Origin of the sequence: Flavobacterium flavigenum (assembly GCF_027111255.2) — a bacterium.
Taxonomy (GTDB): Bacteria; Bacteroidota; Bacteroidia; order Flavobacteriales; family Flavobacteriaceae; genus Flavobacterium; species Flavobacterium flavigenum.
This window is the reverse complement of record NZ_CP114285.2, coordinates 4,418,225-4,432,019: the sequence shown is the minus strand read 5'-3', so window position 1 is coordinate 4,432,019 and position 13,795 is coordinate 4,418,225. Positions and strand designations below refer to the sequence as shown.

Here is a 13,795-nt window from a genome sequence, read left to right as displayed (position 1 = left end):
ATTTAACTAAAACTAATATCACAATACTTTTGAGGACACTACCGTCAGTTCGAGTGCTTTGTTTAAAAAATTCGATAGATTTTTTAAAACAAAATGTATCGAGGACCTTCGTATTAAAAAAGCTTCTCGATACAATTTTAATCATAAAGCTATCGCATTATTATTAAAATCACTCGAAGTGACGATTGAAAATTTCTTAACTTAATGACATTGACTACTATCCAATCCTCAATCCATTTTCTATTTTAAAATCGGGAGCCAGTAAAATTACGTCTCCCTCCTCGCCTACAGCTCCCAGTACCAGACATTCACTCATAAATTTCCCAATTTGCTTTTTAGGAAAGTTTACAACTGCTACAATTTGACGATGGAGTAAATCTTCTTTTTGATACCGTTTTGTAATTTGTGCCGATGATTTCCTGACACCGATTTCAGTTCCAAAATCAATCGTAAGCTGATAAGCCGGTTTTCTTGCTTCAGGAAAGTCATTTATATCAATTATGGTCCCAACACGCATGTCGGTTCTTTCAAATTCGTCCCAGGTTAAATCCATTTTCTTAGTGTTTATTTACAAACCTATTAATTTTGTAATTAAATGATACTAATTTTATAACCCTTTTTTTACCTGTGTTTTTAATTTTACAAAACATATTATTAAGCCAATTAAAAAGATATAGAAATGGAAAATAGTCTTACTTACAGCAATACATCTCTTAGAGATTCAGATTTTGATATCCAGCTCCAAAACACAGATAAATACATTGAAACGGCTCAAAATGTAAAACTTTATGTGAGAGATTACGGAAAAGGAAAACCGGTAATCCTGATTCATGGATGGCCTCTTTCTAACGAAATGTGGGAATATCAAATTGAATTTTTGGTTCAGAATAATTATAGGGTAATCGCATATGATCGCCGTGGTTTTGGTAAATCATCACAACCTTGGGATGGCTATGATTACGATACTCTGGCAGATGATTTAAGTGAAATTATCAATCAGCTTCAATTAGAAAATGTTACACTGGTTGGCTTTTCTATGGGAGGAGGTGAAGTATTACGTTATTTTAGCCGCCATGGTGGCAAAGGCGTTACAAAAGCAGCTTTAATTTCATCCATTATTCCCTTCTTGTTAAAGACAGACGACAATCCTGAAGGACGTCCTAAAGAAAAAGGGGAAGCAACCGCAGCCGCAATTAGAGAAGACAGAATAGGATTTCTGGAGAATTTTGGAAAAACTTTTTTTGGTGTTAATATTATCAATAAACCTTTGAGTACGCCTTTACTGGAATATTATAGAAATCTATGTTCGGCAGCTTCTCCAAGGGCAACGCTAAAATGCGCAGAATCTTTATCAAATACAGACTTCAGAGATGAATTACACATTATAAAAGTACCTACTTTAATCATTCATGGAGATGATGATAAAAATGTTCCTATTGAAGTGAGTTCACAAAAAACTGCTGAAGCAGTAACTAACAGCACTTTTATTGTTTATGAAGGAGCACCACACGGATTATTTTACACTGAAAAAGACCGGCTAAACGAAGACTTGCTCAACTTCTTAAATGCATAAATTTTAACTGATATCCAAAGAACTTTATTAAAAAATTCTTTGGATATTTTTTTACAGTTGTACAGTTTCTTTTAAGAATTTAAAGTTATTTTTGAAGAACTAATTCTTTAGAAAATGGCACGAACTCCTTCAAATATGATTCCACTCGGAACTATTGCTCCTAACTTCAATCTCAAAGATACCAATTCAAATAATAAATATTCTTTTGAAGATTTAAAAGGATCAAAAGGTACACTTGTCATTTTTATGTGCAATCATTGCCCTTTCGTTCTTCACGTAATTAATGAAGTTGCCATGATTGCTAATGATTATCGTGTTCAGGGGATTGGCATCATTGCTATTTCAAGTAATGATATTGAGAAATACCCACAGGATTCACCTGAAATGATGACTCAGTTTGCTTTTGAAAACAAAATAGACTTTCCCTATTTATTTGATGAAACTCAGGAAGTGGCAAAAGCTTATGATGCTGCCTGTACGCCAGATTTTTATTTATTTGACAATCAGAACCGATTGTTTTACAGAGGCCAGTTAGATGATTCAAGACCCGGAAACGGAATTCCGTTAAGCGGAAACGATTTAAGGAGCGCGATTGATGCTTTGATTTACAACAGGAGCTTAAACCAAATCCAAAAACCAAGCATAGGCTGTAACATCAAATGGAAATAGCTATTATCTAATCTGTTTTCCTTATCTTTACATTCCATCAAATTTTGTGATTGTGAATATTATGTTACTTATAACATCCGTATTATTGTTTTCTTTTGAGAGAAAACCAATTGCGGCTATAATTATTTCACACCGCAAGGCCTTTATTAATTAGGCCTCCGTCTATTTCATTTTTTCTTCTTTCAGACGGAGGATTTTTACCAAATTATTTTTCTATTGAGAGATTTACATCTTTCAAATAAAGAGAAATCCAATCAAACAATATATTAAGTTTCAGTTAGCACATTATTGCAAACTGGGATTTAACATAATCAATTATTTTATCAATATTTAATATTAAATACTATGAAACCAACACCCATTTTCTGTAAAAAAGAGTATCAGTTCTTACGAGAGTTGATATTAAAAAGTAAAAATGATTCAAATGCAAAAGAAGCCGGGCTGCTTTCACAAGAATTAGACCGTGCCATCATCAGTGAAGAAAGCATTCTTGACAATTCGATTATCCGAATCAATTCGCATGTAACGATTGAAGATGTTAAATCAAATAAGCAAATGAAAATTCAAATTGTTTTACCTTCTTTAGCAAATGTACAAGAAAGAAAAATATCAATTTTAGCCCCTTTAAGCGTTGCTATCATTGGATTTAAAGAAAACGACCAGGTAGATTGGGAATTACCTTCCGGAATAAAAACATTAAAAATAATTGAAGTAAACAATACCATTGTGTCCCATTCTTAATTTGCAAACACCTCATTTATGAAGGTGTTTTTTTATAACTATCTACTACTCACTAATTACTATGGTTTTGAATGATATAATTCCTTATAAAAGAAATAAAAAAATCCCATCCGGAAAACCGAATGGGACATTATTAAGATAATAGAATGTTTCTTATTTTACATCCATTAATTCTACGTCAAAAATAAGAGTTGCATGCGGAGGAATAACACCGCCTGCACCACCTGGGCCATAAGCCAAATCAGATGGAATTACAAAACGTGCTTTGTCTCCAACCTGTAATAAAGCAATACCTTCGTCCCATCCTTCGATAACCTGCCCAACTCCTAGTTTGAATTCGATTGGTTTTTTTCTTGGGTATGAAGAATCAAAAACTTTTCCGTTTTCCAAAGATCCCTCGTAGTGTACAGAAACTGTTTTCCCAGCCTCTGCTTTTTTACCTTCACCTTTTTGAATCATTTTATAACGTAAACCACTTTCTGTTTTATCAAAACCTGCAGCTAATTGTTCCATTTTTGCTTCAGATTCTGCTTTTAAAGCTGCCTCACGTTTTAGACGTGCTCCTTTTAAACCAACAAAAGCTTCAATAGCATTCCATTTTTGAGCTTCTTCACCAACTCTGATAATTTCTAATGTTTCAAGAGCATCACCCTGAGCAACAGCATCTACCACATCCTGACCTTCGATAACGTGTCCAAAAACAGTATGTTTGTTGTCTAACCATGAAGTCGGAACGTGCGTAATGTAAAACTGAGAACCATTACTTGCAGGTCCTGAATTTGCCATTGCCAAAACGCCCGGACGATCGTGTTTTAAACTTGGGTGAAATTCATCATCAAATTTATACCCCGGATCACCAGTTCCTGTACCTTTAGGACAACCACCCTGAATCATAAAATCAGGTATAACTCTGTGAAAAGTTAAACCATCATAGAATTTTTGTCCCTGAGGTTTCACTTTATTTTCCATATTTCCTTCTGCAAGAGCGACAAAATTCCCTACAGTTCCTGGTGCTAATTCGTGTGCTAATTTAACTAAAATCGAACCTTTACTAGTGTTGAATTTAGCGTATATTCCGTTTTCCATTGTTGTTATTTTTTAATTGAACGCAAATTTACAAATTAATTTTATATCAATTTGTCTTTCTATTTTTTAGATTTTGATTTATAAGTGAGTCCGTAAACTGTCAATGCCAATATTGATAACCCAACACATCCGATAGTTACAACGTGCCATCCGCCTAGTTTCCATAATAACAATCCATAAGCTGATCCCGCAGCTGTTCCTAAAAAGCTAAAGGACATAAAAACCGTATTTAATCTGTTTCTGGCTTCAGGGAGCAACGAATAAACCCGGGTTTGATTTGAAATATGAACACCCTGGATTCCGATGTCAATAAACACAATTCCAATTGCAATTCCGATAACGCTTTCAATAGAGAAATAAAAAATCAAAAAACTGATTAGTATCAGCAAACATCCATAACCGACTGCTACTCTTGAACCTCCTTTGTCACCCATTTTTCCGACTAATGGAGCAGCCAAAGCTCCGGAAGCCCCAACAATTCCGAATAAACCAATTGTTGCGCTATTAAAATGAAACGGTTCCCCCGAAAGCAATAAAACCATCGTAGTCCAGAAAGCACCAAACTGCGCAAAACTAAAAACATTGATTAACGTTGCTTCACGCAATACAGGCTGAGTTTTTATAAGTGTAAAAAGAGACTGAATTAATTGACCGTAAGATCCCTGAAACTGGGGTTTATTGACAGGAAACTTATTCTGAATCACAAAAAATATCAAAAGGCAAATTCCGGCAGCAATAAAAAACATCGATCTCCAGCCTAAAACCTGACCGATGAACCCGCTTAATGTTCGCGAAAGCAAAATCCCGACTAAAAGTCCGCTCATAATAGTTCCGACGACTTTTCCTCTTTCTTCAGGCGCGCTTAAAGAAGCTGCCAAAGGCAAAATAAGCTGGGGTACTATTGAAGTGATCCCGATAAGCAGTGAAGCAATTTGTAATATAAGGAAACTTTTTGCCGTAGCTGCAATTAACAATGCAATTACAGAAGCAAAAGTGGTGATTAAGATTTGTTTTTTTCGTTCTATTTTATCTCCCAACGGAACCATAAAAAACAAGCCTATAGCATATCCTGCCTGCGTTAGGTAGGTTATTGTACCTGCATTGGCTTCAGGAATTTTAAATTCATTGGCTATTAAAACAATTAAAGGCTGGCAGTAATACAGATTTGCAACTATGAGTCCAGTGCAGGCTGCCATAAACAAGACATTCGTTTTGGATAAATTCATTTAGCAAAAATACCAATCTAATTTTTATCTAAACTTTAAAAAATGTATAATTTTTCGAATGTTCAGACTAATCAGATTGGTGTTTTAGAAATCGTATTGATTTATTATTTCATGAAGTCTTCACGCATTGGACTAAAAACATCTGTCAGCATTCCTTCTTCTAAACACAAAACACCATGAATTGCATGAGGCGGAATGTAAAAGCTATCTCCTTCTTTCAGCGTTTTTGTAATCCCGTTAATGGTAACAGCAAACCTGCCTTTTGCTACATAAGTAACCTGCGTATGGTAATGTTCATGCAAAGCACCAATAGCACCAGCTTCGAAATGTACATTTACCAGCATAACGCGATTATCAAAAGCTAAAATTTTACGTTTTACACCTTCTCCAACCACTTCCCATTGAATTTCCTCTCCAAAAAGAAACTCTTTACTTGCAACAGAATTTTCCATATTGTTTTTTTTCAAAATTGATTGCAGGACAAAAGTAGTGCATTTTGAGAGATTAAACTTCAATTATCTTAATTGCATTTCTCCAAAATCAATTATATGAAAAAAAAACGCCAACCATATTTACTCATTTAGGAAAATAAATTGGCGTTTACTAAACAATCTTTAATTTTGCTTTAATGGACAGCTTCGCAACTATTTGATAATTATTTTTTTCCACGTTTTTTCCTGATCGTTTTGCAATTCTATTAGGTAAATTCCAGATTGCAAACTTTTCAATGAAACATCAATAGTATTAGCTTTGTTTTTTACTTCAATACTCTCAACAAGTGTCCCTACTAAAGAATATACATTTATTATATCTAAACCTGTTTTCGTTTCAATGGTAAAATTCCCGTTTGATGGATTTGGAGAAATTGAAGATGCTTTTAACCCAAAATCTTCTACACCTAAAGTAGTCGATAGAGGTGTATCTATAGCATATCCGCGGTTTCCTCCATGATTGTTTAGTGATTGTCCGGCAGAGCTATTTTTGGCCCATGCAAAATCTATAGTAGTGTTTGTATAATTAAAGGTATAATCATTTGCATCACCGGTTGAAAAATTTCGTTCTGCGATTATAGTTCTAATTCCGGAGACTACGGTATTAGAAGTTACAGTCCAGTTTTGTGTAGCATCTGTACTTGGAGTAACGCCAACTCCGTTTTGTCTTGCATCAACCAGAGTACTCCCGTTAGAGTATATTAAATCTTGTCCTGAGACCATGCCACCACCATTTGCAAAATTTCCAAACTGCAAAGCAAACCATCTATCCGAAGGTCCGGTAAGTTTAATAGTGGCTTTTGATGTGTTGTTATTTAATGTTAAATTGGCTGTCATATTATTTGACAAAGTAACATCTCCTGTCGATTTTTGCTGGGCAAAACAGCTTATACCAATTGATAAAAAAGTTAAAAGAGTAATTTTTTTCATGATTTACTTATTTTAAAAGGTTAATGATTGGTTCATTTTGAGAAAAAACAGCATATTCAAATGCTGTTTTTCCTTGATTATCTTTAATTGTTTTATCTGCTTTATAATCTAAAAGTAATTTTACTAATTCAGTATTCTTAAATTGAACAGCCAGTGACAATGCTGTTATTCCGTTTGCATCTGTTGCATTTGGATTTGCCTTTTTCTCTAATAATTTTTTTACTAATTCTGGGTAATTTTTATAAGTAGCAGCCATTAATGCCGTTCCCATATCAGAGTTGTAGTTGATATCTTTTACATTTTCTATTAGAAATTGTGCAACTTGAATGTTTCCTCTGTAACAGGCCAAAATCAGTGGACTTGTTTTGCTTTCGTTAAGAGAATTGATTAAATCGGGATTTGATTTGTAGAGATTTTGAATCTCTGCTAAAGTTCCGCTTCTTGCAATATCAAAAACGTTTTTTTCTTGTGCAGTAGAGATAAAATAGCATAAAAACGCAATGGCGACTAATAGTTTTTTCATAAAAAATAGTTGTTAATTAATTCGGCTCCAGGACAAAATTCATAGCTACTTTTACATTTTCGGCAATTTTTCCTTTTACCAAACTTGGAATTTCAATTTTGTAATCCTGTGGTTTAACTGAAATTGCACTAGATGCCAGAATTTTGGTCCCGTTTAAGGTAAGATTGATTTTGGTTTTTATTTTTTTGGTAACACCATGAATGGTTAAATCACCTTCTAAATCGTAAGCTGTTTTTGAAGCAGATAATTTTTTAGCATCAAAATTTAAAATCTTTCCTTTAAAAGTCGCTTTTGGATATTGGGAAGATTCCATATAATTTTCATTAAAATGTTCTTCCATTAAAGGTGCTTTGAATTTGAATGATTTTATCAGAGTCAGGGCTACAAAGTCACCTGTACTTTTTTCCAGAATACAGGAGGTTGTTTTATTAGTCGCTGCTATCTCCTCAAAAGCAGGCATTGAAGCTTCAAATTTTACTTCACCGGTTCTGGTGATCATCTTTTGCGAAAAAATTACGTTTCCCGCTAATAAAAACAATGCAGATATTATTATTTCTTTCATTTTAAATGTATTTTAATTTTTATAACCTTCTTTTTGCCAAAGTATAATCATATCAATAGTTTGCCTTGGCATGGCTCCCGATCTCGGCATTACGTTTCCGCAGGACTGAGTTTGGTCAATTCTGCAAATTAGGTCGCCGTTTTGAGTGGCATCTTTTACCTGCTCGTAAGTCTGTAAAGTTGGGAATCGGCCTCCTGCTGAGTGACAGCTCACACAATTTGCTTGTATGACTGGCCCAACGTTTGCTGTATAAGTAGGTGAAGTATTTGTCTCTGTTTCTGAAATTTCTTCGTAAGTTCTCGGTGTACACGAAACTAAAAATGCAGCACAGGAAAATAGTATTATTAATATATTCTTTTTCATATTGAGATGATATTTTAACTTAAATAGTTGTTTTTTTAAAAGGATCTGTACATGTTGAATCCAAAATAAATCTTTCCTTTATTCCAGTCTCCTGAAGCAGTTGAGAATACTGCAACATCATTCATAGGCTGGCTGTTTGAGAATACGAGTTGAAAAATGTGTCCCCCGGTTTCTATATCTAAACCAACTGTAAGCGGATTATGATAGGGATCTATAGCTTTTTCTTCGGTAATGACACGCGCGGCGTATTCAAGATTAACGCTCATTCTTTTGGCAATTTTATATCGTAATCCTCCTGCTGCAGAAAATACATTTTGCTGTTCAATTGAATCGTCGTATAAATTTTTGTAAACATTAATAAGTCCCAATTCGACAGAAAGCTTTTCGTTTACTTTTCTGGAAACCAGCAATTGAGTTGTAAAAGCCAAACGATCCGAAAATTGAATGTTTGGATATAGTTCTTTTTCCAGTGCGCTATTGATATCCATCGTATTATATCCCACAATTGTAACAGGAAATCCGTTTACTTCCTGATTCGCCATTTTATATTTGGCTGTAACTTCATAGATTTTATTGTAGGTATGGCGTGTAGCACCAAAGCTTAGCCAGTTTGTTACACCATAGATTCCGCCAAATTTTGTAAGGGCATTATCTAAACCAAAGAAATTATTAAATCCTTCAGATAAATCACCAAAACGGTGTGAAACAAGCATATACCATTCTCCTTTTGCGGGTAGTTTTGTAGATTGCATGTTACCTATCTGTAAACCTTTGAAAGCGGCAATTTCTATTTGTTTTTCATCTGATTTAATGGTGTCTAACTGATTTAGCAAATCGTCCTGGGCAAATAGATTTGCCGTTAAAAAAAACACAAGCACAAAGCTTAAAAAATTCCTCATTTTAATTGTATTAATCGTTATTTACTACTGAACACTGGTCTAATTTTAATTCGCCCATTAAGTCATCATATCCTACAACTCTTCCTTTTAGCGTCAAAGGCTGACCTTGTTTAATTGAGGAGTCAGATTCTTTTAAATCACAAACAATGGTATGGTCTATAATAATTTGTTTTGGGCTTATTTTGCTGACAATTCCTTTTACAGCTATTGCTTTTTCGAGGTATTTTGTGTTTGATTTTTCAATATCAGAATCAAATTCATCAATGATGTTTTTTGATGAAACACTAAAAGCAGCGTCTTCGGCCGAAACATTTCTGGCACCTCCATACCAGACATAGTAATAACCAAATGCTCCTAATGCAATTATTGCTAAAGTGGCAAGGATTATTTTTTTCTTCATTTTTTTTTCGTTTTAATAGATTTAATAGTAAAACAGACTTGATAAAGATTACCCTACCAAAGAATAGTTATTTTTTGTAAAAAAAAAGATGAAAAAAAAATTGAAATGTTTTATTATAAGGGATAGTCTGAATTAAAAAGAAACCCTAAAGCTCAGATTTGGAGTTCTTTGTAGGGAGAATGTTTCAACTTCTTCAATAGAATTTGAGAGCGGACTCATTCTGTAATATTCACTAATTTCATTTTTCCTGTTTAGAATATTTAAGATAGATATTCCTAATTTGTAAACAACACCGCTAGTTGTTTCCCACTTATAAGTGGAGGAAAGGTTGACTTGTGAAAAAATCCTCAAATTTGTATTGTTGGGTTTATTGTAAACCAAAACAGGATTTGAAAGGTCAATTTTACTAAGGTCCGGAGACGTTTTAGGCCTGCCGGAAGACCATTTTGTTCCCAAAGCAATTTTGAAATTGTTTCTTTCATAAATTCCGGCCCATGATACAGTATGGGTTAATTCGAAGTTGTTAGGAAAACTCGGGTATTCATAATTCTCAAAATGATAATTATTATTGTTGTACGTGTAACTAAGCCAGGTTAGAAAATGATTCATCTTTTTTTGAATCAGAAATTCTGTTCCCACGATTTCATAATTGCCCGTTATACGTACAAATTCAAGCTGATTCTGAAAACCCTGGCTTGCACTTGTAATTCCGCTTACTTTTTTATAAAAATTTTCAATATCAAGCAGCCAGTCATTTTTTTTATAAAATAAACTTAATGATAGCTGTTTGCTTTTCTGAATTGGAATTGACGAATTGTTTGCAATAATCCATCGTCTTTTTTCGATACCAAAATAATCTTTTTGCAAGTCGATAATTTGCTGGGAGTTTTGACTTTTAATTTCGCCTAGTAATTCGATATTTAAATTTTTGATGAAGCCATAATTAAATTGAATTCGGGGTTCCGGAATGTATTTTTTGAATTTTTCAATATAATTTAGTCTTAGTCCGGCATTAAGAATTACTCTGGAAACGGTGTCATTATATTTTCCTTCCAAAATTAGCGCATGAGTTCTTAAAACTTCTTTAGTTTTACGGTAAAAATCAGGATTGCTTACATGTTCTAAATTAACAGCACCAATTTCATTAAACTGGTATCCATTATTAAAACTGAATTTTGAACTTAGGGTATGGTTATTTTCTAAATTGATTCCATTATTTGCAACAGTATTTTCCTGAATTACGATTTGCTCTTCATTAGTCGTTTTTTGATTAGCAAGAAGCTCATACGAAGAGTTATATATATTAATTTTAGTCGTATTGAAGTTATTCCAGTTTCTTTTCCAGGATAGGTTTCCACCAAAATTTTGCTGTCGTAAAATATTGTTTTCAGATTTAACTATGTTGTATGATGCTGCACTCTGAAAAACCTTTAAGTTGTCCTGTATTGTGATGAGATCTAATATTACTTCATCTTTTAACCCTATTTTTTGAAAGTATTTAAGAGTAGCATCGTAGAAATCGAATTCTTTATCACTTTTATAGTTGATGTTTTGATTTCGGGCAAAATCAGTAATAGTAGTGTTTTGGAATACTTTATTAAAATATTCTTTATAAGTTGGGGTTTCTACAAAATCAGTAATCGATTTTCGTCCTGAAACTTCAACATAACTTTTTTTCGAAAGATTGTATTTTGCATAAATATCAGCATTAATCATGTTGATTCCTGCGCTAAAAGAGTTTTCTTCTGCTGTCTCAGGTGTAGATGAAATAGCCACGACACTAGAAACACTTTCGCCATAGAAAGGAGAACTTCCGTTTTTATGTATAGAAATAGTATGTGCCAGATTGGGATTAAAGACTGATATTAAACCAAAAAAATGTCCTGTTTGAAACATTCGTATTCCATTCCATAAAAATAAATTCTGGTCATGTGTCCCTCCCCGAACATTTATACTTGAAACACTTTCATCCAGACTGTTTACACCAGGAATTTGCTGCATCGTCTGCAGGGCATCAGGTTCGATAAGTCCAGGCAGGATACCAAACTTTTTAGGTTTAATTTCAAAAGAACCATTACTGTTTTTAGAAATTCCAGAGGCAAGAATAGGATTGGTCTTAATTTCTTCGAGTTCTGTGACTTCTGATTCTAAAATGATGTTGAGGCATTCTTTAGAATTGATATTTGCTATTGAAATCTTTTTGGGTGTAAATCCTACGTGACTAATAGAAAAAACATTCTTAGATCCTTTCTCAAATTCAAAATATCCATTTGAAGCTGTTGCGGTGTGTGTACTAGTATTAAAATGAATATTAGCACCTTCAATGGGGTTTTTATCAATATTAGAAAAAACATACCCGCAAATTATCTCAGTTTTATTATGATTTCTATAAACGTTAATATACTTATTGTCTAAATTTTCAAAAGATAAGCTCGTTCTTTGTGTGAGATATTGTAGTTTTTGTTCTAATGTAAGGGACTTTTTAGGAGGTGTTAATTGTAAACCAAAGACATTATCCTCAGTATAATTAAAGTTTACCTGATGCTGGTTTTCAATATCAATTATTATCTTTTTTAAAGATGTAGTTTTCCCTTTGCCCTGAGCGAAAAGGTTCAGGACAAGAAAAAATAAGAAAAACGAAAAATGAAATCGTTTGGGGCCCAACATCTATTTTTCGTCAAAAATTATTTTGTTTCCAGATACTTTTCTAGCCTGCAAATGGTAGGTTGTACTTATAATTTGTAATGCCGTATCAAGATCGTTATCTGGCAATTTTCCGGTAAACAGGGAAGTTGTATCTTTTGCATTTAATACGATTGTGATATTGTATTGCCTTTGAACTTCGTCCAGTAAAGTTTTGATATTCTCTTTATTAAATAAAATTTGATTATCCATCCATTCAGGCTTAGAGGAATTGATGGAGGTTTTGTATTGTTTTCCATTTTCAAAAGTTACGCTTTGTCCATGAATTAAAATGAGTTGGATATTAGCATAATTTACTTTTACACGACCTTCGTAACACGTTACATCAAATCTGTTTTTTCTGGCTTTTACATTAAACTGAGTCCCTAAAACGGCTACTTTTCCCAGATTGGTCTGAACCTCAAAACGCCGGCCTTTAGATACTTTGAAATAAGCTTCTCCTTCTAGTTCAAGTCGTCGTTTATTGTCCCAGTTCCATTTTTTATAGTTTATTTCAGAACCAGAATTCAGTACTACTTCAGAGTTATCGGGTAACAAAAATGTGTTTGTCTCTCCAAAACTGGCAGTTTCAGTCTCCGGGACAAAATTCTTTACCGAAAAGGCAACTCCAAGAGCCAGAACAAAAATAGCCGCAGCACGGAACATCAATGTTTTATATAATGGAATCACTTTTGGAGTTGTTTTTTCCTGCTGAAGAATATTTGACAGCATTGCATCTTCATCAAAATCGCCAACTTCCAGATACTGGGTGTAGTTTTTAATTTTTTGGTATTTTTTGAAATCCGGACTCGCTTGAAATTCAGCTAATTCATCTTCTGTTAAATCATCGTTGAGCCATTTGGCCAATAAGTGATTTTCTTTCATTGTATTTGGAAATTATATCATTAAAACAATTAGAACTGTATTTGCCCTACTTTATATATCAATTTCTTTGCGCAAGTTTAACAAAGCCAGGTGGATGCGCTTTTCTACTGCTTTTACACTTATTTCTAAAACTTCGGCAATTTCACTATACTTTTTTTTATCTATTCGATGCATCAAAAAAGCCACGCGCTGTTTTTCATTTAAATTTTCAATAGCTTTTAAAAGTTTTGCCTGAAATTGTTTTTCTTCCAAAATAAATTCCGGGCTTTCATTAGTGCTGTCTAAACCGTTGAAGTTTTTTTCATATTTCAGGACCACTTTTTGATGTGCAATTTCATTTAAAGTACTGTTATTTGCAATTGTATAAATATACGATTTTGCCTTTTCAATTGGTACAGCAGCACAATTTTGCCAAAGTTTCAAAAACGCTTCCTGAGCCACATCTTCAGCCTGGTCTTTATTACCATATTTGTAAAAAAGAAAATTCCGAAGAGCTTTAATATGGCTCTTAAAAAAAGACGAAAATATTATTTCGTCACAAGTATTTGATTGGTTTAATTTTAACATTAGTAGTAAAATCTTTCAATTGGGAATTTGCAAAAGTATTTCTTTTTAATTCAAGTAGGGTAAAAGCAAAGTAAATTGTTTTTATTCAGGTATAGACAGAGTGAATTACATTCTTCTAAAAACTATTTTTAGTCTCTTCTGGTTTTTATTTCAGGCGTAGACTTTCCTTGTAAAAAAAGGATTACTTATGGAGTAAAT

The 13,795-nt window shown here is 33.4% G+C and carries 16 protein-coding genes; 3 read left to right on the top strand and 13 right to left on the bottom strand.

The window, feature by feature from the left end:
• Positions 1 to 217: 217 nt before the first annotated feature.
• The gene (locus OZP09_RS18375; RefSeq protein WP_269235119.1) at positions 218 to 553 is read right to left on the bottom strand and encodes a tRNA-binding protein; all 336 of its coding nucleotides are present in this window, start codon (positions 551 to 553) and stop codon (positions 218 to 220) included.
• Between the two features lie 126 nt (positions 554 to 679).
• Here OZP09_RS18375 and OZP09_RS18370 point away from each other — a divergent pair, with 126 nt between their 5' ends.
• The 3 genes from OZP09_RS18370 (at position 680) to OZP09_RS18360 (ending at position 2,983) form a co-directional block, all read left to right on the top strand.
• The gene (locus OZP09_RS18370; protein ID WP_281309785.1) at positions 680 to 1,573 is read left to right on the top strand and encodes an alpha/beta fold hydrolase; all 894 of its coding nucleotides are present in this window, start codon (positions 680 to 682) and stop codon (positions 1,571 to 1,573) included.
• 114 nt (positions 1,574 to 1,687) lie between these two features.
• Positions 1,688 to 2,242: a thioredoxin family protein gene (locus OZP09_RS18365; RefSeq protein WP_281309784.1), complete on the top strand. Its 555-nt coding sequence runs from the start codon at positions 1,688 to 1,690 to the stop codon at positions 2,240 to 2,242.
• 345 nt (positions 2,243 to 2,587) lie between these two features.
• Positions 2,588 to 2,983 carry a GreA/GreB family elongation factor gene (locus tag OZP09_RS18360; RefSeq protein WP_269235118.1) on the top strand — a complete coding sequence of 132 codons (396 nt, stop codon included), beginning with the start codon at positions 2,588 to 2,590 and terminating at the stop codon, positions 2,981 to 2,983.
• A gap of 153 nt (positions 2,984 to 3,136) precedes the next feature.
• On the opposite strand, the gene OZP09_RS18355 is transcribed toward OZP09_RS18360, so the two are convergent.
• The 12 genes from OZP09_RS18355 to OZP09_RS18300 form a co-directional block, all read right to left on the bottom strand.
• Positions 3,137 to 4,069, bottom strand: coding sequence for a peptidylprolyl isomerase (locus OZP09_RS18355; RefSeq protein ID WP_281309783.1), 933 nt, complete (start codon positions 4,067 to 4,069; stop codon positions 3,137 to 3,139).
• Between the two features lie 59 nt (positions 4,070 to 4,128).
• A complete protein-coding gene (locus tag OZP09_RS18350) occupies positions 4,129 to 5,265 on the bottom strand; it encodes an MFS transporter (RefSeq protein WP_281309782.1) in 1,137 nt (378 codons plus the stop codon).
• Between the two features lie 134 nt (positions 5,266 to 5,399).
• Positions 5,400 to 5,747 (bottom strand): cupin domain-containing protein, encoded by a 348-nt coding sequence (locus tag OZP09_RS18345; RefSeq protein ID WP_269235117.1) that lies wholly within the window; start codon positions 5,745 to 5,747, stop codon positions 5,400 to 5,402.
• A gap of 192 nt (positions 5,748 to 5,939) precedes the next feature.
• Entirely contained in the window at positions 5,940 to 6,716 is a 777-nt protein-coding gene (locus OZP09_RS18340) for a T9SS type A sorting domain-containing protein (RefSeq protein ID WP_269235116.1), read from the bottom strand.
• Positions 6,717 to 6,723: 7 nt separating this feature from the next.
• Complete coding sequence (locus OZP09_RS18335; RefSeq protein WP_269235115.1) at positions 6,724 to 7,239, bottom strand: ankyrin repeat domain-containing protein; 516 nt, start codon at positions 7,237 to 7,239, stop codon at positions 6,724 to 6,726.
• Between the two features lie 16 nt (positions 7,240 to 7,255).
• A complete protein-coding gene (locus tag OZP09_RS18330) occupies positions 7,256 to 7,801 on the bottom strand; it encodes a YceI family protein (RefSeq protein ID WP_269235114.1) in 546 nt (181 codons plus the stop codon).
• 12 nt (positions 7,802 to 7,813) lie between these two features.
• Positions 7,814 to 8,164 (bottom strand): hypothetical protein, encoded by a 351-nt coding sequence (locus OZP09_RS18325; protein ID WP_269235113.1) that lies wholly within the window; start codon positions 8,162 to 8,164, stop codon positions 7,814 to 7,816.
• 35 nt (positions 8,165 to 8,199) lie between these two features.
• Complete coding sequence (locus OZP09_RS18320) at positions 8,200 to 9,063, bottom strand: DUF5777 family beta-barrel protein (protein ID WP_281309781.1); 864 nt, start codon at positions 9,061 to 9,063, stop codon at positions 8,200 to 8,202.
• A gap of 10 nt (positions 9,064 to 9,073) precedes the next feature.
• A complete protein-coding gene (locus tag OZP09_RS18315; RefSeq protein ID WP_269235112.1) occupies positions 9,074 to 9,463 on the bottom strand; it encodes an OB-fold protein in 390 nt (129 codons plus the stop codon).
• 132 nt (positions 9,464 to 9,595) lie between these two features.
• Positions 9,596 to 12,130: a TonB-dependent receptor gene (locus OZP09_RS18310; protein WP_281309780.1), complete on the bottom strand. Its 2,535-nt coding sequence runs from the start codon at positions 12,128 to 12,130 to the stop codon at positions 9,596 to 9,598.
• A complete protein-coding gene (locus OZP09_RS18305; RefSeq protein ID WP_269235109.1) occupies positions 12,131 to 13,030 on the bottom strand; it encodes a FecR family protein in 900 nt (299 codons plus the stop codon). It lies immediately after the preceding gene.
• Between the two features lie 51 nt (positions 13,031 to 13,081).
• Positions 13,082 to 13,597, bottom strand: coding sequence for an RNA polymerase sigma factor (locus OZP09_RS18300; RefSeq protein WP_269235108.1), 516 nt, complete (start codon positions 13,595 to 13,597; stop codon positions 13,082 to 13,084).
• Between the last annotated feature and the right edge of the window lie 198 nt (positions 13,598 to 13,795).

Excerpts from the sequence above, each read along its gene's own strand:
- OZP09_RS18370 (WP_281309785.1), top strand. The coding sequence starts at position 680 with ATGGAAAATAGTCTTACTTACAGCAATACATCTCTTAGAGATTCAGAT.
- OZP09_RS18350 (WP_281309782.1), bottom strand. The coding sequence starts at position 5,265 with ATGGCAGCCTGCACTGGACTCATAGTTGCAAATCTGTATTACTGCCAG.
- OZP09_RS18305 (WP_269235109.1), bottom strand. The coding sequence starts at position 13,030 with ATGAAAGAAAATCACTTATTGGCCAAATGGCTCAACGATGATTTAACA.
- OZP09_RS18365 (WP_281309784.1), top strand. The coding sequence starts at position 1,688 with ATGGCACGAACTCCTTCAAATATGATTCCACTCGGAACTATTGCTCCT.
- OZP09_RS18310 (WP_281309780.1), bottom strand. The coding sequence starts at position 12,130 with ATGTTGGGCCCCAAACGATTTCATTTTTCGTTTTTCTTATTTTTTCTT.
- OZP09_RS18325 (WP_269235113.1), bottom strand. The coding sequence starts at position 8,164 with ATGAAAAAGAATATATTAATAATACTATTTTCCTGTGCTGCATTTTTA.
- OZP09_RS18375 (WP_269235119.1), bottom strand. The coding sequence starts at position 553 with ATGGATTTAACCTGGGACGAATTTGAAAGAACCGACATGCGTGTTGGG.
- OZP09_RS18330 (WP_269235114.1), bottom strand. The coding sequence starts at position 7,801 with ATGAAAGAAATAATAATATCTGCATTGTTTTTATTAGCGGGAAACGTA.
- OZP09_RS18320 (WP_281309781.1), bottom strand. The coding sequence starts at position 9,063 with ATGAGGAATTTTTTAAGCTTTGTGCTTGTGTTTTTTTTAACGGCAAAT.
- OZP09_RS18300 (WP_269235108.1), bottom strand. The coding sequence starts at position 13,597 with ATGTTAAAATTAAACCAATCAAATACTTGTGACGAAATAATATTTTCG.
- OZP09_RS18340 (WP_269235116.1), bottom strand. The coding sequence starts at position 6,716 with ATGAAAAAAATTACTCTTTTAACTTTTTTATCAATTGGTATAAGCTGT.
- OZP09_RS18355 (WP_281309783.1), bottom strand. The coding sequence starts at position 4,069 with ATGGAAAACGGAATATACGCTAAATTCAACACTAGTAAAGGTTCGATT.
- OZP09_RS18335 (WP_269235115.1), bottom strand. The coding sequence starts at position 7,239 with ATGAAAAAACTATTAGTCGCCATTGCGTTTTTATGCTATTTTATCTCT.
- OZP09_RS18315 (WP_269235112.1), bottom strand. The coding sequence starts at position 9,463 with ATGAAGAAAAAAATAATCCTTGCCACTTTAGCAATAATTGCATTAGGA.
- OZP09_RS18360 (WP_269235118.1), top strand. The coding sequence starts at position 2,588 with ATGAAACCAACACCCATTTTCTGTAAAAAAGAGTATCAGTTCTTACGA.
- OZP09_RS18345 (WP_269235117.1), bottom strand. The coding sequence starts at position 5,747 with ATGGAAAATTCTGTTGCAAGTAAAGAGTTTCTTTTTGGAGAGGAAATT.